General features: G+C 42.0%; 11 protein-coding genes. 3 read left to right on the top strand and 8 right to left on the bottom strand.

Translation table 11 applies throughout. From position 1 onward, the window contains the following. The first annotated feature begins 52 nt into the window (after window positions 1-52). From EXE29_RS17480 to EXE29_RS08045, 3 genes are all read left to right on the top strand, one after another. On the top strand, window positions 53-208 hold the full coding sequence (locus EXE29_RS17480) for a hypothetical protein (protein WP_165382487.1): 156 nt from the start codon (window positions 53-55) through the stop codon (window positions 206-208). Between the two features lie 78 nt (window positions 209-286). Next, window positions 287-577, top strand: a complete 291-nt coding sequence (locus tag EXE29_RS08050; protein WP_120364438.1) for a hypothetical protein — start codon at window positions 287-289, stop codon at window positions 575-577. Next, window positions 574-1,296: a phage antirepressor KilAC domain-containing protein gene (locus EXE29_RS08045; RefSeq protein WP_120364437.1), complete on the top strand. Its 723-nt coding sequence runs from the start codon at window positions 574-576 to the stop codon at window positions 1,294-1,296. Before EXE29_RS08050 ends, EXE29_RS08045 begins: the two co-directional genes overlap by 4 nt. 13 nt (window positions 1,297-1,309) lie before the next feature. On the opposite strand, the gene EXE29_RS08040 is transcribed toward EXE29_RS08045, so the two are convergent. From EXE29_RS08040 to EXE29_RS08005, 8 genes are all read right to left on the bottom strand, one after another. After that, window positions 1,310-1,942: a hypothetical protein gene (locus EXE29_RS08040; protein WP_120364436.1), complete on the bottom strand. Its 633-nt coding sequence runs from the start codon at window positions 1,940-1,942 to the stop codon at window positions 1,310-1,312. Then, complete coding sequence (locus tag EXE29_RS08035) at window positions 1,923-2,336, bottom strand: hypothetical protein (protein ID WP_120364435.1); 414 nt, start codon at window positions 2,334-2,336, stop codon at window positions 1,923-1,925. The genes EXE29_RS08040 and EXE29_RS08035 overlap by 20 nt, the downstream gene beginning before the upstream one ends. Before the next feature lie 61 nt (window positions 2,337-2,397). Next, window positions 2,398-14,091 (bottom strand): PLxRFG domain-containing protein, encoded by an 11,694-nt coding sequence (locus EXE29_RS08030; protein WP_165382486.1) that lies wholly within the window; start codon window positions 14,089-14,091, stop codon window positions 2,398-2,400. A 77-nt stretch (window positions 14,092-14,168) separates the two neighbouring features. Next, on the bottom strand, window positions 14,169-16,106 hold the full coding sequence (locus tag EXE29_RS08025) for a hypothetical protein (RefSeq protein ID WP_228198747.1): 1,938 nt from the start codon (window positions 16,104-16,106) through the stop codon (window positions 14,169-14,171). Window positions 16,107-16,181: 75 nt separating this feature from the next. Continuing rightward, window positions 16,182-18,080 carry a hypothetical protein gene (locus tag EXE29_RS08020; protein WP_120364434.1) on the bottom strand — a complete coding sequence of 633 codons (1,899 nt, stop codon included), beginning with the start codon at window positions 18,078-18,080 and terminating at the stop codon, window positions 16,182-16,184. Beyond that, window positions 18,080-19,237, bottom strand: coding sequence for a hypothetical protein (locus EXE29_RS08015; protein WP_120364433.1), 1,158 nt, complete (start codon window positions 19,235-19,237; stop codon window positions 18,080-18,082). Before EXE29_RS08015 ends, EXE29_RS08020 begins: the two co-directional genes overlap by 1 nt. Continuing rightward, window positions 19,230-21,800, bottom strand: a complete 2,571-nt coding sequence (locus EXE29_RS08010; RefSeq protein WP_120364432.1) for a hypothetical protein — start codon at window positions 21,798-21,800, stop codon at window positions 19,230-19,232. The genes EXE29_RS08015 and EXE29_RS08010 overlap by 8 nt, the downstream gene beginning before the upstream one ends. A 4-nt stretch (window positions 21,801-21,804) precedes the next feature. Continuing rightward, window positions 21,805-22,392, bottom strand: a complete 588-nt coding sequence (locus EXE29_RS08005) for a hypothetical protein (protein ID WP_120364431.1) — start codon at window positions 22,390-22,392, stop codon at window positions 21,805-21,807. Window positions 22,393-22,411 lie beyond the last annotated feature (19 nt).

Below are 22,411 nucleotides of genomic sequence, written 5' to 3'. Positions count from 1 at the left end.
CCAAAATGGGTACTATAAATCAACACCCCATAATGGGGGCTAGGAGAAGATAGTGGAGAATGAATTTGTTTATGTGAAAGCTCGCTTAGAAGAAGAACTTCACAAAGAACTTAAGGTTATTGCTAATTCAGAAAAACGCTCAATGGTATTTCTATTGAATGAGGCAGTTAAATTATTAATTGAAAATAGAAAGAGTGCGAAAGCATGAAATCAACAGGCACAAAAAAACCTTGTTCAACTACCACATCGCACAAGGTTCAGTTGCCATCACTAAGGATGAATACCTATGAACAATATAACTCAATTCACCCAAGACAAGCAAGTTCAAGTCAGTGAGCAACAATTACGGAGTTTGCTTGAATTTGTGCGTATCGCAAATAATCGTTTTGATGAAATTTCAGCATTAACAACTGTAATTGCTGAAAAGTCAGAACTATCCCCAACAATCAAAACTTTGGCACATTTAGCTTCATCAATAGCAAATAACTTTCGAGATATTTGTGTTGAAGAATTTGATAACTTCAAAGAACGCTCACCAGATTTGGTAAAGTTTTTTGCAGAGGAGTTGGTAGCATGAATGCAATTGTTCCTGTACAAATTCAAATGATGACAAGTTTGGAAATTGCTGAGCTTGTTGAAAAACGCCATGACAATGTTAAGCGTACAATCAAAAATTTAGTAGATCAACGAGTTATAACGCTTCCTCAATTTGAGGAAACGTCTTTTCTAAATTCAATTGGTCGAAAACAAAACACTATTGTTTATAAGTTCACAGGTGAACAAGGTAAGCGTGACAGTATTATTGTAGTTGCTCAATTATGCCCTGAATTTACAGCTCGCTTGGTAGATCGTTGGCAAGAACTTGAGGCTCAGGTTGCTCAACCAGTATTTGATATTTCAAATCCTTATCACCTACTACAAGCAATTGAAACTCAGGCAAAACAAAATATCGAGCTAACCCAAAAAGTTGAAAAACTTGAGCCCAAAGCGCAAGCACTCGATACCATTGCTGAAACAGTACATACCTACTGTATCCGTGAATGTGCCAAAACAATTGGAATAAAAGAAAAGGATCTCATTAATCTTTTACTTCAAAAAAAATGGTGTTATCGAGATGCTGAAAAGAAATTACAACCACATGCACAGTATGTGTTGAATGGTGTTTTTACCAATAAAGCATCACCAGTAATCAAAAATCAAAATGATGGTCAAGAGCGTGTATTTTTACACATGCGAGTGACAGCATTTGGCTTGACTAGGATTACTGGTATGGTGAATAAAGAAAACGGCAAATAAAAGAAAAGCCACCTTACGGTGGCTTTGTTGTTTTTCTTTCTGGCTTCTCAGGCAAATGATTATCTTGAAATTTAGCTTGTTTTTCCTTCCCGGAGGTTACTGCAACAAATATCAACCACAATAAAATTGTGCTAGCAATTGTGATTAGAGCTCCTTTTCCAATTTCAGCACACCACCATTTCCAGCCGCGTGATGACAAACCATCAAGTTTACCAATTAAACTAGAATGATTTGATCCACGGATTTGAGTTGCAGTCTCTAACAATGTTTTTAATTGGGTATGATTACCACTTAACTCAGTTTTAAGTGTAGCTAGCTCTGTTTTCATTTCTGCTTCTAAAGTGGTAGTTAGACGTATCTCTACCTCTCTCACTTTGTTAGCCAAACTAGCTTTTAATATATCCTGAACAATTGAGGCAGACTCATCCCTTAATCCCTTAATTACCCCAGCAAGCATGTAGGATTCTTGAAAAGTTCTTAACTGCTCTATTGTGGGATGTCCATTATGAGATTGATAAAATTCAATTTTCCTTTGCTTATACAATATATAGGCAATGTTATTTACTAAATTGAAATTACCATTATCATCTTTTGTTAGTTCTTGATAAACCCAGCTTAAATTCGGGTCACGCAATTGTTCCGACATGCTTTTTCATTGCCTTATCAAATGCTTCATTCACATTTTCAATATCAAAAGCGAAAGTACGAAGAGCTTCGACCCCTATTTCTGTTACAGGACTTGATGATCTTAATAAACGTGCCGCACTACCTGATATTCTTCTTGAATTTATGAAATGCGGTTTCGATTCTAAGTAAACAACACCAATTTTAGCTTGATCTTCCCCAGCAGGTGCTATTACTTGGGTAATTCGGCGAGATGGAATTCTTACCCCTCGCACTAAAACCACACCAAGAGCATCTTCTACTGTGAAATCTTCAGCTTCAATATGCATACTATTCTCCGTTTCGTAAATACAAATACTTCCATTAGCAAAAGTAAATACCTTATTTATTGTATATGCTTTATGCAAACCTTTCATTATCCATTTTTTATAGTTATCATTTTTTTATAAAATAGCCACCGCAAGGTGGCTTTTCCCTTTAACGATTAAACGCAAACCCACCTTGCTCCTCAGCACCTTTCTGCCGTTTAGTAAGGTATACACCTCCATCACCAGTTTCTTTTGCTTTACGCTCAGTAGCTTTATAGCTTTGCATAAGGTTCATGCGACTAATTCGCATCTTTGGATTTTTCTCGGCAGTTTTTGCATTAAATTCCAAAATTTCAGTCCATACTTTATTCATGCCATCACTATCATCTTCTTGTCGAGCCACCACCCACTTGCGCATCAACTCACGTCGATGATCTTCCAGCTTAGTTCTATATTGGAAAATCGCAGACCGCCCCTCGTATGAGGTTCTTACCGATGCCGGTGAAAAACCAATGGCTTGAGAAAATAACTCAACCCCTGTGACATCCTTATCATGAATCACATCCTTATTTTTGGTTAACACCCCCTCATCAGCATAACGGTAAGACTTCATCGCATTTTTAAGAAAAATCGGCAGCATGGTCTCTATACCACGACCGTAATCACCTTCTTGAATTTGTTGCAAGCCTTTTACTGTACTTGTGCTAATACCTACGACTGGTCCAAGTAATGCAGATTGCATTGCAGTTGCCCAATCTGCACCTTCAAGTCCTTCCTGTACGTCAGGAATAATTAAGTTGTTTAGACCGACTCGACCTGATAAATCCACTGGGCTGAATACGCGAGGTACACCACCAAATACCAAATCAGCAAACTTAGGATGAATATCTGCCAACCAGTTTCGGATTACAATTTCCAACTCATAAGGGTCTTCCTCGTCGCCATCCGCAGCACCAAAGAACGCCACAGCCCAAGCCGCAAAAAATGCAGCAGAACCGAGTTTACTTTTCTTTGCGATTAAAATAGAGGCAGTGAAAAGCATTCCTGTAATTGGTAATCCAATTGCACCAGCTGCCAAAGTCGTCATACCCAAAATACCAGCCAAAGCACGACGAGCCTCTTTTTGCTCCTTGGGGTCGAGCGCATATATTGACTGATGGGCATTGCGTACCAAGGTATAAATCATATTCTGAGCATATTGTTTAAACAGTAAAAGAACTTTAGCAACAGGACCTTGCATAAAACGTGCTCGGTTCCCTGCTGAGTAATCAAAATGCCCTCTATATACCGCATCCATTGCTTGTTCAAAAGCTTCACTGTGTGTTGCCTTTGAACCATTAGTATTAACATGCTGACGTGCTAGACGATAGGCTGCAATAAAAGTAACCTCACGGTTAAATCGCTCCGCATGATGGAACATGCCACTTGCCAAACGCATAGCAGGTCGGAAATACCACATCACTTTACTATCTTCACCTTGAGCAATACCTGCTAAATCATGAGCCTGCGTAACATCAATCACACCACGCTTTACAGCTTCTTCATACGCAACTAGTTCATCACCTTTTAACATTGATGCAATATTTGGGTTATAGATATCACCGACACTATTTTTAAAACCCTTTAGGCTTGAAAAGTCTGGCGTTTTATACCCATTTTTTAAACCAATTCCAAAGTCTTGTGATGCTTTAAGTAATTCCTTTCCAGCTTTATCAAATCCCCATTTAGCCCCCATAATCGGGTAAGCAACCAATGCTGTTTGAGATAAGTTGACGATGGCAGCTGCAGGTGATAAACCCATGTAATACATGAAACCAACACTTGTGAGAAAACTTGATATTGGAGACCCTTTAGGATTCATTAAATTTTCATGACGTTTCTCCATTTCATCAATAACATCATTAGCAGAATTCTGGTCATAGCCAACACCTTTTTTAAATTGATCTTCAGAATACTTTTTCATTTCATCAAGTTGTTGAGCCAATTGATCGCCATAACGCAACTTCCCTAAATAATTTGCACCACTAAACATATGTTGTGCAAATGCCCGACGTGCATCATTGCTAAAGCCTGCTGTACCCTTACGGTGAATCCCATGTTTTGCCCAGGATAAATCAGGCATAGATGATAGATATAATTGACTTAGAGTGTCTTCAAAATCAGCTTGTGATTTTGCATCCAAACCCAAATTTCCCACCTCATCAAAAAGATCAGACATGAATCCACGACCAACGCTGTCACGACTTGCATTGAACTCCGCATCTTTTTTTACGTCATCAGCCTTATATTGTGGATATTTTTTTATTAACTCTGCACGAACCGATTCAGCTTCATTTTTAGTTTCAGCACGACTAACAACCTCAGCCTCACCATTTTGGTTACGCAGTACCACCACGTATTTACCAAAACGAGCTAAAGGAAAATAAACACCTTTAATTTGACCAAAAGAACCCTCTATTTTCTGCAATAAATCTGCTTTTTTCTGGCTGCTTAAAGCTGATCGCAAAATGCGTTCTCTAATCGCTTCACGAACTTTAGCATAATGCCCACTATAGGCATTTCGAGCCTTTTTATACATTGCTTGAGCTTCAGGGGATAAATTATTATACGCATGGAGTAATTGTTGATATTTAACTTTATTATCGCCCTGTTGGTATGGTTTAGCAGGGTCAATTTGAGCTAAAGTTGCATCATGCATTACATTTGCTAAAGCTTCTTCATCCTTTAATTTAGACCACTCACGTACAATATTATCCGCTTCAGCAGCAATATCATTCTTATCAGCATCCATCTGAGCTGCAAGTTCATTATATTTATTTAGTGGTGGTAATAATTTTCCATAAATCTCAGTTAAATGTCGGCGACTTAAAGCTTGTAAGCCGAATTTCAACCAATCTACTCCCCTGTTATTAATCCAGTCGCCTGTTTTAGGCAAGCTCTTAAAACCATTAACAATACGATTGGTAATATCATCATAGTTAGAACTACGACTAAATCTAATATCTGAACTTTCACTATTAAATGTACCTGTATTCCCCTCAGCCATTTTTACTTGATTAGGTTCTAACGCAACAATATATTCTTTATTTTCAAACTGATGAACAATTCCCTGATATTTCCCAGAAGTTGTCGCTTCTACAAATTCATCACGTGAAACATTACCTGTAGTTTTGAACGCATTCCGAATGTTTACAAATAATGGAAGTACAAAGCCATTTTCCCCACGGATATTGGCGTATACATCTGCTGTATCAAAACTATCAGTTAAGTAAATACCACCCCCCAATAAGCCATGACCCTGCTTAAATTCATTAAACTCGGTGGCAGTACCATGATAAACAACCTTAGGCTCCCCATTTTCATCCAATACCTGTGAAGCATTTGCTGCATCATTTTCCCAATCACCAAACCATTTCTTAAATTCTGGTGTGCGGACTTGTAACCATTGTTGTTCTGAAAGATGTGTCTTTGCACCGTTTGGTGCTGTCATCCATTGATTTGTACCATGATATTTTTGACGAATTAAATCCAATGATGATTGATGTTTAATTTGCCCAATCATACGCTCTGATAATGCAAGCATATCATCAGGATTCAAATTAAGATTGATACCAAAATTATCAAATACCCATGCTTTTACATACGAAACAATATTGTTAATCAACTTTTGCAGTGCATTCCGTTGAATCACATTACGTTGTTGCATAGTAGATGAAAGGGTTAATAAATATGGTAAATATTCAAGCTGCTGACGTTCAGAGCCTTGTTCACGTTCTGCAAGCATCTTTGCAGCTAAAGCAACAGGATTACCCTGCTCAACTAATTTATTAAATTGATTCATCAATTCATTATATTGTTTCTGGTTCATCATATTTTGAAAACCAGCATGACCACCCAACTCATGTAAGAATGTTGGCACTGTGCTTTCAGCAGTCAGATTCGATGCAACGAGTACGGCTTTACCGTTGTAATAGAAGCCCTCAACACCTTCAACCTGATAATCCTGAATAATCTCAAGCTTACCTTGTCGTTCAAGCTCATCAATGGTCTCTTTACCAAAACGATCAATCAACACGTCTCGTACTTGTTGAGTTGTAGAACCTGAATTACTTTTAGTGCGACGGCTATAAAGTGGAGTATCAGAATTGTTCTTAGATGAAAATTCTTGATTTTTATATTTACCAAAATAGCTTCGATCAACTACAGCCTTACGAGCTTCTGACAAAAACATCATCAAATCGGCATCATTGTAACGTGAAAGAAATTTATCAAAGCCACGATCACGAAACCATTGGCGGATATAACCAAGCACTTCCTTTAGCTTTTGACGTACAAAAGGACGTGACTTGGCATTTTGTGCAACAAAAGCAAATAGCTCAGAAACCAAAGCTTGCTGAACATCTGATTCGGTATAAATTTCATCTTTAACACCTTGAGTGTATGGTTCAATATATGCACTTTCAAATTGCTGCATATCCACGCCATTATCTTTTGCTATTTTACGAATACCCTCAAGCTTACCCAGAGCATTAAATAGTTGTTGAAATTTGGTCTTATACTCATTTCCAAATAGCTTTTGAACACCAAAATGCCCAACAATTTCATGGGTTAATAATTCCTCATAAGCATCAAATGTAGTAAGCTGTTTATTGCTATCCCCATAAACCTGATCAGCAACCACATAGAGCGTGCCATCATGCCAAACACCGCTTACATCGTAATTTTGGGTTTTGCCATTTTCATCTTTGTAGGTTGCATCATTTTGTATGACTTTCGGAAGATCGCTAAAACTAGAAATAACCTGAACACTAAACCCATTGGAATTCACATTCCCGACTTTGTTGACCCTGATCCTATTATTAAGACTGACATTGATACGCCCCCTAGAAGACGCATCTTGTGTAGCGGACATTTTGAGATGTTGAAGAACAGAAAGGACTCGTCGAGTAGCACTGACAACTGATAAGGGAGTAAAGGTCGTGTCTAATGGTGAAGCACCTCTACGCTCGTTATCAGGTTTTAATTTGTCACGACTATAAAGTTTAATCCCTGTTTCTGTTTCTTCTGTTTTTAGTGTATCAACCAAATCAGAAAACTTTGCATTTATCGCTTTACGTTCTGCACCAGTAGGAAATGGTCGCTTAAAACCCCATGGGGTAAAAATCGCAGCACTCTCAGGGCCAAAATTCAGAAACGGACTGTAGCCACTATTTTCTGAAATTTTATCTTCTACATACCCTTGGAATGCACGTGCTGTCATTTCAGGAGTAGTAATCCAATAATCTGTACCGCGTCCCTGATCTAACTCTTTTGCGTTCATAGCAAAATCCGTTGGTATCATTTTCGCTTTCTCTGTACCATTTTGAGCTTCTGCCAATAGTTTGAGGCGTTGGGCATAGGTATTCATGTATTGACGTAATCGGTCTAATACACCCTTTTGTTCAGCATTAAACCCTGATCTACCACGAACAGATTTATAAATCACACTCAATTTATCTAGGGCATCATTAGACCAACGTGCACCACTAAATATATTTCGACTATTCTTATTATTGTTGTGACGTATTTCCGTAGTAAGTGCTGTACCTGTAAGCAATAACTCAGCAACCGTATCAAACTCAGCCAGCTGTTCAGCTGAGGCAGCTTTGTTAAAGCGCTTGTAATATTTTGGATCAAGCTCACGATTAAGATCAGCACGTAACTTATCTAATTGATCTTTTAAGTTGTTTCTCGCAGAACTAACGAAGCTTTCAACCTTAACAGTATCATCAATATAGTTTTCAGATTTTCTAAAAATTGTCTGTACCAATTGTTTATAGGCTTCTTGCACATCTTCACGAACATTTGATTTATAAGAGAATCCAGAAGTGACGCTCATATCTTCAAAGTGTTTTGCAATCTTTAATGATCGACTGCCATCCGCATTCGTTACCCATTCAGATGGAGCTTTGCCATCTTGTCGACCAAAATAGTGATCTAGTGCATGCCACCATTCATGAGCTAATGAACCCGCGCCATTCAATTTGGTCAAGTTAATTACAGCACGTTCGGGTTCATAGTGCGCCTTTGCACCACTTAATCCTTGCCCTCTGGCGCCAAACGCTAAAGCGAGTTCCCCATTTAGGCTAATTGCTGCAGGTGGGATATTTAAAATCTCAGCCAAGTCCATGAGACCATCAAAGGCATCATTTAATAGCTCTTGACGTTCTGCCTGATTATTCCAGTTCCCAAATTCAACACCACGGAAACCAAACACACGAATAAAATCGGTATCTTTAGCATCACCTTTACGGCGATCTCGTCCTTTTCTTACCGTATTTTCAGGTCGAGGAAGATCAATTTCCCCAAAAGTTGTATTGGTTTCTAGAATTCCAATCGCATGGATTGCCATATATTTCATAGCATCTTCACGTGTTTGAAATTCTTGTTCGACAACTTTAACGCGCTTCCGATCACTAATTTCACGATAGATAGAAAAGCTATCTTTTCCAGCAGCCCACACACGATGCTTTTGAGCTACAGCTAGAATTGGTAGTGCAAGTTCAGCATCTTTTTGGGAATCAAAAAATTGTTTGCCTAGTTGCTTGGCATTCCCCTTCCAATCCTTTTTTCTTGTATCCGTGATAATCCATTTACCAACTTCATTTGGATTACTTGAGGCAGCAATTTCAGTAATCTCAAATCGCTTGGCCCAAGTTGGACGATTGTCCTTTGTAGTAGTGCCAGAGGTTTTGGGGCCAGTCTTCACTGAAGTATCTTTACGAGCACCACCAATTTTTTCACCAAAATCTTGAATCGTTTCTTTTTCAGATGTTGGAGCTGTCTTCTTTAAGGCTTTTGTAGGCTCTGATTGTTCTTGCGCTGTTTCACTTCCTGCAATAGCTCCTCGTCCTGATCGTCCACCGCCAACTGTGCCAGTGTCTGGTTCATTAGGTTGCGGGCTAGAGAAGAAGTCTTGCTGCTTTTCGGCTTCACTTTGTCTGAGTTTTTCATGTACTTGTCCTAAAATTTGTTCATTGCTTAAAGGCGCATCACCGAAAAGATTTGGAGATGCTTTTGCAGTCATAGCCAATTGCGCATACGACTTTAATGCGTCTGCAACTTTCTGGCTGCTTCGTGCTTTGTTGAGTTTATCACCACTATAAAAAATACTAATAAAGTCTTTCGTAACCTGGTCAATGCTGCCGTCAAATATATCGTCCTGATTCAACATTTCAGATAAAGATAAGTTTTGCTGACGTGCCTTACGTACCAGATGGACCGCTTCAACCAAATTGGCTTCGACGTTCACGCCTTCAACCAAAATGCCATCTTGCACACCTTTACGGACTTGTGCCCATTGTGGTGCCGCTTCAATCAAGGCATTACCAATCGCCTTAATATCGCTGTCTTTAGATTCAATCACCTGACTAATAATTTGAGCATCATTAAAAGCAGCTGCAAGCAAGGCTGATTCAATACGGCGGTATCCGTCCTGAGTGAGTGATACCCCATCTTTATCGAGCATGGTACCGCGCTCGTTTTTAGATGCTACACCAGTTAAAAAGGCATTCACAAAATCACGATTGGCTGTGTTGTTAAAGCTGCCCCCTTGTACCAGGTGCAAAATATCCATCACCTTTGGCGCATCCGACATAGCTTGTTCACTTGGACTCATATCCAGTGTTTCACGCTCATTGGATTCTGTGGTATAGGCTACACGCTCGGCCATATTCATTGGCGTGATACGTTCACGGACCAATACCGGTTGCTGCATGTTGGCCACATCATAGCCCTGTTCAGCTAACCATGCTTTGTATGCGTCTGCTTTGCCTATTTGGTAGGCTTTGCGAATCGCCAGGGTACGACCATTACCGCTTTCAACTTCATTACCAGGCGATACGATAGGCGCACCATTGGTAGAGCTTGCACTATCACCCAATAATTTAGGGTTAAGTTTGTTGGCAATGTCATTGACCTGGGTAACGGATTTTAAAGTGGTGCGGTCACGTGGTTGTAAGGCTTGTGGGTATTCTGCATTAATTGCACCGCTGTCCAGATTTGATGTGATTAAGTCGCTTGCTTCAACGACTTTGTGGCGCACCTCAAATTCACGACCTGCAGGTGTAACAACCGTTTCTGTTTTTCCTGTCATGGTACCTTCATTTGTGAGGGTACCATCAACATCAAAGTTTTCGACTTCTGCCGATGAGCTCATGCCATCAAAACCGGATGCACGTGGGTCGAACTTCACACCCATATACCAAGACTTTAGGAATGGTTTTGAACTATCACCCAAACTTTCCGTCATAGCTTTTGCATAAGCAGCAAAGGTACGCACACCGCGTTCAATATGGTACAGCGCAAGTTCGGTACCAAGCACAATCAGTTCAGGATCAACACCACTGTTAAGCTGTGATAATTTGGCTTTAATGCGTTTTTCTAATTCAGCACGACGTTCATCGGTCACAAATTTGTTTTCAGATACTTTGACTTTCGGTTGTTCGGTTTTTGGTGCTTCCGCTTTCTTCTCGATCTCACGCGCCTGGCGTAATGCCACAGCACGATCAGAAACAGAGCGTAATCCGTTCTTAGCACTAGCTTGTAGTTTTTTAAAAAGTGGATGCTCAGGATCGGCCTTTTCTAAAGCCTTGTTCATTTCCTCTTGCCACTTGTTTACCGGATGCTGTGATTCAATATCCGCGACTTTGGATTGTGAATTGTTTGATTGTTTACTTCCTGATAACAAGCCCTGTAACTCATTGGCATAACCAATTTTCATTCCAGGAAAGTCTTTACGCAAACCATCTACTACAGCTTTTGGCACTGATGAATTGACCATGACTGCATCAACATCGTCAATTGAATAAATATCACCAATACCTTCCTTAGCAACTAAGGTAAATGCACCATCAGCATAGGACGAACCACTCGATGTTCCTGACATTGATGCAGCGCGACGATCTTCATCATTTTCAAAGACATTATTTAATGGAGCTGTATATAAGCGACCTTCACCGCGATTAGGATCAATACCATTGGTTAATAGTTTTTTCAGGTCAGCAACAGCACTAGCAGGTGAACTCTTTGCCATGCCATGTGCAGAACGTGTTTGTATTTCTTTAGGTGAATTTTCTAAAGCACTTTTGTCTTTGTGTCCTCCTTCAAACAGATCGTCGACCATCATGTTGCGGTTTGTTTTATAGAAATCAGACCATGCTTTATCGCTTTCTGTTTTTACATACTCTGACTTTTGCTTTGTTTCCGTTGTTTTAGTGTCTGATATTTGCCATTCACGTGACACGACTTGCATCTCGTTATAGAGTTTTTCAGCATTATCATAATCACCGGCTGCTTCAAACTGTGCGCGTTGTTTATCAAGTTGATCCAACTTGCTTTGGAAGTGCGCATCGTCTTGCACCGGAACTGCTGCATCGTTCAGGTCAGTCTGTTCGTTATTACCTACCCATTCACCGCTATGTGGATCTTTAACAGCTGTAACCTTGCCCATGAAGTTACGCGCATCATAGTCAATCTTGTAATTCGGATTGTTTTTGATCTTCTCGTATTCACGATCAGATAATTCATAATTGCCCGATGTTTCAATTTCGTCGGCAATAGAAGTCACACGCGCATTGGTCAGGCCATGCGTTTCACGGACACGATCATTTTCAGCGGTGAAGATTTCAGGATTGGCTTCACGAATACGTTGACGTACTGCATTCACACGTGCAGTCGCTTGTTCCATTCTTTTAAATTCGCCACTCAGGTTCTCAGCGGTTGCCTTTCGTGGTTCATCTAAATTTGCACTGACTTGGTTTTGATCTAATCCATTTTGAAGTTCAGTAATCTGCTTGCGCAAGCGCACCTTTTTAATCACGCTTTTTTCATTCGCAAGCTGTTGTTCTAGTGCTGAAATTTTTTGAATTTTGTCAATATTATTTTCAGTGTTAGAAATAGTATTTTTAGTGTTTAAAATACTATTTTGATTATTCAAATTATCATTTTGATTTTGAGCAACTTGAGATTTTGGCTGAATCTCAAAACGCTTACCATCCTGAGCTACCTGATAATCATTACCTAGATTTTTCTTATCTAAGAACGCTTGTGCTTTTTCTTGGCTACCAAACCATTTATTTTTACCGTCTGCACCAAGTATGGGTTCTGCCACTTTCTGCGTTGCCATATCTGTGCCTGTACCAGCTTCTGCTTGGGTTTCGCTGCTAGATCCCAACAGCATATCCAATGGCGTGTTGGTATCATTTCGTAAACTGCTCTCATTGCTTCCATCTACACTGTTGCCTGTGCTGTAAGTTGCATTACTGTTTGCATTGGTTCCCGTAATGGTTGAGTTATTTTCGTTTGGCGCATTGAGTAGACCTGCTGCACTGCTTAACGGTGCATTGTTATTAACATCATCTTGTGCTGTATCAGTTACAGCAGGTGCATTGAGCATTGAAGTAGTTGCACCACTATCCACGGCCAAGGCTGCTGCGGCTGACATAGGTCCATCATCTGGATTAATACCTAAACGTTCTGATGGTAACTGTGGCTGTGTTGAATGATCCTCAAAATAGTTTCCACCACTTGGGGATAATGGGCTGTCTGGGTTATTTGATGGGTCAAAATTACCAGATGTATCGAAATCAGCATCACTTTTGTAGTTGTTGTTTAATAGATTATCAGCTTCCATTGATGGTTGATCATAAACAAAAGCTGTGCGACCTTGATTAGCCCCCTGTGGCACATTTTCACGTGGGATATATTCACCGGTCAATGCACTATTTGGGTTTGAACCTAATTGTGGAGGTGCCGATGGTAAATTAGGTGAACCTGATTGTTGTTGGCTATCTTGTGACCCTGTGTCAGATCGACTATTCCACCAATCACCAGTTTTACCCGCACCACTGACTGTACCACCCATTGCCATACCAGCCAAAGTACCCATGACTGCTGCATTTTCAACACCATCATGCCAAGGCTTATCTAATGCCAAGTTCTGTAAAATTTGCTCTGAAACGGATTGAGGTAATTCTTCTAAAAAGCCTTCTGAAATTGCACCTTTGATCACAGCAGTTGGAATTGCACTCATCGGTGTCTTAGCGATTTCCTCACCCACTTGTTGCGTGGTTAAGCGCCCTGTTTGCATGGCTGTATCAACATCTGATAAGCCCATTTTCTGAGCAAGACGACCACCAGCATAGCCAAACAAGCCACCAAGGGCACCAGTAGCCGCACCTGCTAAAGATTGATCTGCGGTTAAGCGTCCATCTACGGTTTCTTGGCGAATTTGTTCAGCTTGGCTACCTGCCATAACTGCACCTTCACCAACAGCACCAGCTACAACTGGATTGGCTATACCAGAAGCACGACCTAATACACCACCCAGCAGCATTGAAGGGAGAGATTCAGCAACAGTATTTGTGATAAGTGATGGGTTGTTGATGGCATTTTTTGTTATATCAACAGCATTGTCGAATTTTTTACCAACCTTTGTTGCGAAGTCGTCACCTTCCTCAATTTTTCGATTGCCAATATTTGCAGAATCTTTTAATTGTTGTTGGTATTGCTCAGACTGCCAACCTGTCATTACATTTTTGGCAGCTTTTGGGTCGTAACCAAGTTTTTCGGAAAGTATTTTACCTGTAGCACCATCGGACATCATGTCACTTAGACCGACTGCTACCTCACCTACGGCTACCGTACCCTTGCCAAGAAAGGAAACTGCATGATCTTTTGCTTGACCAAGAAAACCTTTATCTTTAGGTCGGTCTGTCTTTTCTTCGCTCCAGTTTTGTTCCCAAGGCTTTTTATTGGTAGAGTCAGAATTATTTGCAGTTGGTTGATTCCAATTCTGTTCCCAAGGTTTCTTTTGCTCAGACATGACAAACTCCTATTAGCATGTCATGTATGTTCTAGGTTAAATACTTTTTAGTCGAACCTTAGAGGGGGATAAACTTTTTAAATAGCTTCCCAAGAAGATGGATTATTCGGATCACCCCCTTTGAATTTATAACCACCCTGAACCTGTCCTACTTTTGGACCATTACTAGTTTGATTATTAATTTGTGTATTTACGAACTGCTGAGTCTGAGTATCAAACAATTGTTGTGGCTGGTTAATCAAACCACTTTCTTTGTCATAAACTTGACCACCGCCAACAGTCATATAACGATCTTTACCTGTATCAGCTTTTCCACCAGTGTAACGATTAATTTTTTCCTGAATTGATTTACGATCTTCATCCGATTTCGCAGAATCATATTGTTCATACAATTTCTCTAATCGTGCTGAGTTACGAATGCCAAAACCTTTTTCAGTGGCATTAAGATTAAATTCTCGATTCGCTAAATCATTGGTTGCTTGGAATTTTTGTGCATCAAAGCCTAAATTTGCATTAAATCGGTTATTGGTACCTTGCTCACCTAGCTCTGTACGATAGTTCTGTCCAGCTTGCCCCATGGCTTCACGCTGTAAAGCAGCAACGTTGTTCGCATCGGTGGTATAACGTTGATTGGCACGATTATCCTCACCTTGCTGTAAATCAGATAAAGTACGGACTTGATTAGCAGTTAATCCTCTTGCCCCTGCTATTGGTGTGCTTGCTGCACGAATTACAGCTTGACGTTCAGCTTCCTGTGAATCATTACGTTGAGGTGCTTGTACAGGATTATTACCATAACCTCGCATACCCAAGCCTAAATTCATTTCACGTTGAGCGATTGCATTTTGAATCTGTTGTTCAGTCGGTCCCATTTCTTGAGTATTGGCAAATAAATTTGCTACCCCACGAGGGTCATTCACTGGTCTTACTTTGAATCCTAGTCCTTCGCCTTCTCTAATACCATCTGCTCGTGCTTGAGCTGCTGCACTAGGATTAGCATAGCTAAAGCTGTTTCCTTTTTGCTGAATAGCATAAGGATCAGAATTTTGTACAGAGTTTGATTGAGTCTGGGCTTCAGGCTGTGTTTGTGTAGTAGATGGTGTTTTATTATTACCAAATGGATTGTCTACAACAGTATTTGGATTATTTTGTTTGGCATTAAATTCAGGTTGAGCTGCCTTTGCTTCACTTGCAATACGTTGTTTGTCTGCATACAAGCGTCCAGCCTGTCCAAATGTTAAAGCATTCCCTAAGTCCGAAGCATAACCCAATGCACGAACACCAAAATCTTTAGCAAATCCTTTTGCTGTACCTAAATCTTCAGGTGACTGATCACCTAAACCAAAACGTTCACGATAATCTTCACTTGGTGTGGCAGCGTTTGCGAACAAAGATGATGCTGCACCTAAATAACCTACACCTTTTACAAGCTTGCTGTTGTTGACAAAATTTCTTATACCTCCGCCAAAACCCCCACCTTGTGTTGGTGCTGTATTACTTGGACTTGCTGATGGTGAGCTGGTTGTTGATGGTGTATTTACTGTTGTGCTTGGTAAAGATCTATTCACATCACGAGTGATACCAGATACATCACGCATTTGTGGCCCACCAACTCTATTTTGTTGTGCACGACGAATATCATCTGCACTTGGGTAGGCACTTGGTACCAGTCCACCATTTGCAAAAAATAACTCAGGTTTATTTTGACCAGGCTTAAAACCCAATTGAGGTTGATTAACAGGCATATGTGTCTGATCTTTCATGGCATCAAGTGTTTGCACACCAACCGAATGAACTTGGTCAGGCGAGAGTTGGAATTCACCGTTACTGAGATTAACTGGCGTGGGATCACCTATATTTTGCAGATTTTTTTCACCAATCGCTTCAGTTGAATCTGCTGGCATAATATAGCTGCCAGATGGTACGGTTTTTTTTACATCATCCGATGTGCCAGTGCCAGCGCCTTTGATTTTACCGCCCTTGGCTGGACTGCCTTTCTTAATGCCAAAGCTCATAAAAAAGCCCTAAAACTTATTTGAATTGTTAAATCTTATGCATCAAATAAGCTTAGGGCCTACCCCTACAGCGTGTTAGTAGCTGTAGTTATGGCTTTCACTGTTACTTGTGGATTTCGATGTGCTTGCAGATCCGCTGCCACTGATTGATGCGGATACATGCGCTGCAGACATTGCTCCTGCCGCAAGCTGTGCTGAATACTGACCAAGCGCTTTCGCTTGTTCAAGCGCCAGCTGGGCTTCTTGCAGTGATTTCTGAATCTTTGCCTCATATTCTTTGATCTGCATTTCTGCAATCGCAATGTTGGTCCGTGTATTGCCATCTGCAAAGCGTGACTGCATTTCAGCATGCGAAATTTCAACACCCGCGCTGGACTTCCAAGCATCGACTTGCGCGCTGAAATTGGATGTTTGAAGCTGCGCTTCACTTAAACGGGTCTGTAAGTCTGCTTTGTAGCCATCCATATCTGCACTGTATTTGGCGATCCATGTGCGGGCCGCTTCCATTTTCAGCTTAATCTCGTCACTCTTTAAGCTGGCTTTCGATTGAACTGCCTGAACCGTTGATGCATAAGCGCGGGTCTGCGCTTCAAACATGCTGACACGCGCAGATTCAGCGCGGGTCTGCGCTTCATACGCATCGACCTTAATTTTTTCAGCATTGATCTGCTCACCGAATGCCTGCACTTCACTGCGGTATGCATCAAATTGATTCTTGATAACGTCCGCACGTACTGACGCGCCCTGCATGGATGCTTTGTACAATTCAACATTAGACAGCACTGCGTCTATGCGCGCTTTATACACCTGCACATGCTGTTCATTGACTTGGCCCAGCGCCACTTGAGCATCTACAGCTGTTTTGTAGGCAGACAGTTTAGCAATTGCGCCTTCCAGTTTTGTTTTATATACCAAAGTCAGCGATTCAAATGCGCTGTTCTGCGCATTAAACAGCGCCACTTGCGCATTAAAAACACTGATCTTGCTTTCAGCATTAAACTTGGCTGTTTCAAATAAATGATTCACTGTGTTGTTAAACACATTGACCATGATCTGCTCAAGCGCAATGCCCCTCTCAACCATGAATCGAATATTATCAATTTCCATTTTACTGGCTTCGATTAAAATATCCCGATTCAGCTCACCCGCCTGTAAATGGCCCTGCTCACGGATTGAAGCGGCCTGCTTGGCAAGCATGCCCGGTGGCATAGAATAGTTTCTGCTTGACCAGTCATTGATAGATTCTTGAACTGCGCGCTCAGTGTCACGGCTTAAACGGCTTCTTGCACGGCTAAACAGCGCATCCTCAATCGGCGCAGGCAATCCCGTGCCACCTGCCATCCATGCTTTCACCTTTTGTTCAATATCAGTCAGCAGTGCTGATTCATAGGATGGCTCACGCCATTCCATAAACACATTAGGCACAGCAATTGAATCCAATGAAGGTGGCTTGCCGTCAAAGTCTGCCAATTCCGGAAAATGGAACTCCGGTATTTGCAGCTGTACCAGCTGATCTAATTCCGGCATTTGCAATTCCGGCAGTTTAGGCAGTTCAATATCTGTCGAAATATCCGGCTTGGCTGGCTGATGCAATATTGTAATACCTGGTGCAGACGGCATCTGAATCGCTGGCATTTCAGGCGCAACCGGTATATTGAGATCATCTAACTCCAAATCAGCAAGCAAATGCTCAATATTGGTGAAGGACGGTAAATCCGGATATGCCAGCGGTGAGGCTGTTAAAACCGGCTGATGGCCAAAGTCCAGTACAGGAACCGGTGTTTCAGGAATACCGATACGGACATACGGATCAATCGGCGCTACAGCAACATTTTTAATATCCTGCAATGCGCCATTGAGCTGTGTTTGATACTTCTCAGCGAACGTATCAATTTTATCCATCTGTTCAATAACTGTTGTAATTGCCGCGCCCATAATGCCGTCCGGCGCTAAATCCTGCACAGAACCCGCCATTAGATTCTCCTTTTTGTATTGGTGTAATCAAAAGACAATGCGTTGATATGTGCTGCGCTGCCTTGTATTGAAAGTGCAAATGTAAAATGACGGCCTCTTAGGCCACGCCCGAACACTGCTCTGCCATTGGTTAATTGCTGAGATGTTTCTTGCGGCATGAAATATTTGAAAGTCTGTTCTGCACCGGTTTGTGTTGTGCTTACATCAACCGCGATAGGCAAATTGCCGTTGCTGGAGTATTCAAGATAAGCTGCCTGCGGATGCACTAAAGAATCACCAAAATCAATCTTGCCTGTTTTCAATTCTGCGCTGATCTGCTCACCTTCCAGCCCAGCAACATACACGCCCTGCTCATTCCATAAGTGCAGCTGTCCATTGATTACCGTCGCACCTTCAAAATTATAAGGCGCATAGCGTGACATGGCCCAATTGTCAGTATTTGCCGTCCATGCTTGTGCATGGCTCTGCGTTTGCACATAACTGTCGGTAATAAATGCCGATTCCAGCACCATAAAATGTGCATATTTTAATCCAAACGGCATGTCAGACATGACTGCCCTTTCACTTATGCGTAACTCGCTCAGCTGAATGCTCTGATCTATATCCGCTGTGGTTGCGCTTTCTAGCGTCAAGAAGTAGGAATGCCGACTGCCGGACAGCAGATCCTGCGCAAGCGCCTGCTCTTGCACGGAATCTATGAGTGACTTGTAAGCCGTATCTGTCAAGACTGCGTTTTCACTGACTTGAGTCGCTACTGCGCGCTGTCCAAATGCAGTATCAGTCGTGGTAGCGGATTCCAGTATGCGGTGTGACTGTATATAAAATTGCAGATCCGAGGCATAGGCGGTTTCTGTAACAGCCATTGCGCTGATGCCACTAAACGGTTTATCTGTCAGCGTAGCCTGTTCCAGCACATACCCGTAGCTGTGCGCTGCACCAAATGCATGATCAGATAAAGCCGCCTGTTCATAAATTATGTAAACGATTTGACCTAGATCAAAGTCAGATGCAAGAGCCCGTTCTTCAATTTTTGCTGAAATGCGGACAAATTGCGTATCAGCTAAACGTGCAAATTCTTCCGTAAAAAATGCTGTATTGCTCCAAGTCTTATCACTTGCAATTGCCAGTTCGCTGGTAATATCTTGATAATTACTCATTGATTACCCCAATAAAGTGATGTGCGCCAGAATGATCAGCAAGGCTGGTATAACCCCAATAAATCCTGCGCATGCGTTCATTACTTTCACTAATGTTGGCATATTCGCAGCTGCCAAACACAGCCTTACAACCATCCTTAACCACATAGTTTCCAGTTTCATCCGGGGATGGCAGAAAATACTCTGTAACACGTGTGTCTTTAGCGGCAAGTAGCGGTTCATCCTGAATACTGGCATAAATCGCATTACTGCTTTTTGCTGGCGGACTGGAACTTTTACTGTAGGTATGCACTTTAGGCGGGCCGCCACCGCCACTTTGCTTCCACTCATGCACACTTGGATGTACTAGCCAGCGAATGTCATAAGGTAGGTTAGGCAACCAAGGGCCCTGATCTGCAAATGCATTGGCATCTGACGGCGCATATTTGAGAATTTCCACCCAAACCGGGTTGCCGTCTTTTGGATACGGCACACCTGTCATTTTTTCCAGCGGATTATTCCACGCAAAAATAAAGTCATAAGTCCACATGCGGTAGCTGGTAGGATCGGTGATGCTGTGCAGCGCCAAACTCTCAGATACAGATTGGCTTGTCTGCAGCTTTTGTGAAGCAGTTAAGGCTGCATTGCGCATAAAATACGGGATACATACGGCGACGCCTAAGCTTTGATCATTTGAGCGTGTCACGATAGTTTCATGAGTGTAATAACGGTTACGCCACACACTGCCCGACATTGAAAAGAAATGATCGAATGCGAAAAATGGCTGTGAATCAAAACCTTTATCACGGCCTGTGATCTTGGTTGTAATGGTTACTGGATCATAGATTTCGCGCAGATCCAAATCAGAAATATAAAAATGGCCATGCGGTGATGACTGCCCTGATATTTCCGTCTGCTCCCATGACCCAACCGTCATCACTGGCTCAAAATTATTTACAACTTCCTTCTGATAGCTACGCCAATCCACAAAATAGCTGATCGTTTTAATACTGTCGCCAATGTAGTATCCATACATAATGGTGTCGCAGTTTGGTCGCTGGCTGGCTGGAACGGGCTGATAAGCACCGAAATCAAAAGAAATGCATGCACCAAACCAAGTATCAGGGAATTTAATCTGTGGCTGATTTTTCGGCGCTGCGTTATGGTACAGATAACCCTCTGCATAGCGCCGGATGTTGCCACTGTGTTTTGCAATCGGCTCCATGGTCAAGTTGTACCAGTAATTGACTTCATCCTCATTCACCGTCTGGCCTAAACGGCTTAAAATCATGCTGCTGTCAGCACGGCGAAGTTTATAAAGAATACTTGCAGCTTTAACAGTTCCTGCAGGTAAAAGAGGAATAAGAGCGCTCAAATATGGGCCAGCGCTTTGAGCATCCTGCTGCGACATTGTTACCTTGCCAAGCATGCCTCTGTTTTCAGCAGGCATAAAACTAGCATTCAGCAAATAGGTGTAACCGATACTAATGCCAGTATCAGGATTTACCCCCCAGCAGGTATTTATGCCTTCAGTTCCATTCAGATTAAACGACCAGCCACAGACTTCGGTATAAGCATTGAAGCTGTAAAAGTCTGCCGTGTCGCAGACTTTGATAATTGCGCCAGCACGATGCCATGCGAAAAAATCATTATGGTTTTCAGGAAATCCCTCACCGCTAGGCATAGCACCGAAACGATCAAGAATGGCTAGAATCTCACTGTCGCCCTGCTCACTAATCCATTCATAAAATTCCGGTGTTGCCGTTGCGGGTATGCATGGCATCGGCATCGCCCAAACGCCTGAAGCATTGACTTTAAGTAGCCAAGGTGCGCCACCACTATCAAAGCTCACCGCATCTGTATTGCTGAATTTGTAGTCATATTGAAACTGTCCGCTGACTGGCGGTATTCCAGAATATGCAGGCAACAAATTGTTTTTAATGCTTTCTTCAATAGCTTCACGCAAGTCTTCAGGCAGTGCTAGTTCAGCGCGTTCAAACTCATTGTTCGGCAGGCTCTCAAAATCCTGAATACCGTATCCGCCGACAATTTGCATCACTTCCGCCATAGCGCCGCTGTACCACGTAGGCCGCTGCTGCACATACTGTGTAGTCATATACACCGCATTCATATTCTTTGGTGCAAACTCATTCACTATGCTTTCATTGACTGAAACATTAAAGCGGTGCAGCTTCAATTTTTTTGCAGGCTTTTCCCGCTTTCCATATCCGCTAAGGCGCGCGCGGGTCTGTTCTGACAGCATCAAACCCGTGCCTTGATCTGCCTGTGGCTTTGCATCGGTAATACATCCGCTATACAGCATAGGCACATAAGACTTGGCAAATCCGGTGTAGCTGAAACGCTCATCGCTGCGCTTATATGCCAGCACTTTGAGTATTCCAGCCATATCTGAAATAACAAAATAACCGCCATCCGGTAGGTAGGCGGTTCTGCGTAGGCTTTCGACGTTGCCTGCTTGCTTGAAGTCTGAGAAGCGGCGGACTGAAACATCAATAAACGCGCTGTCGCGCTCACTGAGTAGGCCGCCCTCAACACTTAAACCATACGGTTTAGCGCTATGCATCGCTTTACGCTAGTGCAAAACGGTAGCCAATATCGAATGTGTCATCATTTTGAAAGGTGCGCGCTGCCGCATATTTCGCTGCTGAAATCAGCACACCTGATGTGCCGCCACGGGCTGAATGCGTCAGCAGTGCTGTGCCTGTCACATTGACTTGTGACGCTGTTGCAAATACCACGCGCGCTGTCGATGCCAAGTTTTCAATATATGTATCTTCGTTGGCCTGAATAGGCGTAAATGCTGGACGTGTTGCGCTGGTATAACCTTCAGTTAGTGATGTAATTTCATTTGCCACTGTTGCGAAGTTGTTTGCTTTCCAGTTGCTTGCTGGTGCAGCTGAACCATTAAAAAGCGCCAAATAAAAACCGGCAGGTTTAGCTTTGCTTGCAATGAAATATGTATTCAATACATCAAGCAAACCTTCTTTGGTAATTAAGTTTTTAGTGCGCGTCCATTCACCGTCATTCACACGGTCAAAATACTCACCTGTTGCAATAATGCCGTGACGAGGAAAATAAATACCCTCCTCTGTCTGGTCGTAAACTTCGTTGTGCAGATCTTTCTGCAAGTCATTTTTAATACGCTGTTTGTTCATTGCTCTGCGCTGCTGTAAA

The sequence above is a fragment of the Acinetobacter sp. WCHAc060006 genome (genome assembly GCF_004209135.1).
Taxonomy (GTDB): domain Bacteria; phylum Pseudomonadota; class Gammaproteobacteria; order Pseudomonadales; family Moraxellaceae; genus Acinetobacter; species Acinetobacter cumulans.
This window is presented reverse-complemented; position numbering and strand designations above follow the sequence as displayed.

Coding starts and splice junctions, on each gene's coding strand:
- EXE29_RS08020 (WP_120364434.1), bottom strand. CDS start 18,080: ATGGCGGGTTCTGTGCAGGATTTAGCGCCGGACGGCATTATGGGCGCG.
- EXE29_RS08010 (WP_120364432.1), bottom strand. CDS start 21,800: ATGCATAGCGCTAAACCGTATGGTTTAAGTGTTGAGGGCGGCCTACTC.
- EXE29_RS08025 (WP_228198747.1), bottom strand. CDS start 16,106: ATGAGCTTTGGCATTAAGAAAGGCAGTCCAGCCAAGGGCGGTAAAATC.
- EXE29_RS08015 (WP_120364433.1), bottom strand. CDS start 19,237: ATGAGTAATTATCAAGATATTACCAGCGAACTGGCAATTGCAAGTGAT.
- EXE29_RS08035 (WP_120364435.1), bottom strand. CDS start 2,336: ATGAAAGGTTTGCATAAAGCATATACAATAAATAAGGTATTTACTTTT.
- EXE29_RS08040 (WP_120364436.1), bottom strand. CDS start 1,942: ATGTCGGAACAATTGCGTGACCCGAATTTAAGCTGGGTTTATCAAGAA.
- EXE29_RS08030 (WP_165382486.1), bottom strand. CDS start 14,091: ATGTCTGAGCAAAAGAAACCTTGGGAACAGAATTGGAATCAACCAACT.
- EXE29_RS08045 (WP_120364437.1), top strand. CDS start 574: ATGAATGCAATTGTTCCTGTACAAATTCAAATGATGACAAGTTTGGAA.
- EXE29_RS08005 (WP_120364431.1), bottom strand. CDS start 22,392: ATGAACAAACAGCGTATTAAAAATGACTTGCAGAAAGATCTGCACAAC.
- EXE29_RS08050 (WP_120364438.1), top strand. CDS start 287: ATGAACAATATAACTCAATTCACCCAAGACAAGCAAGTTCAAGTCAGT.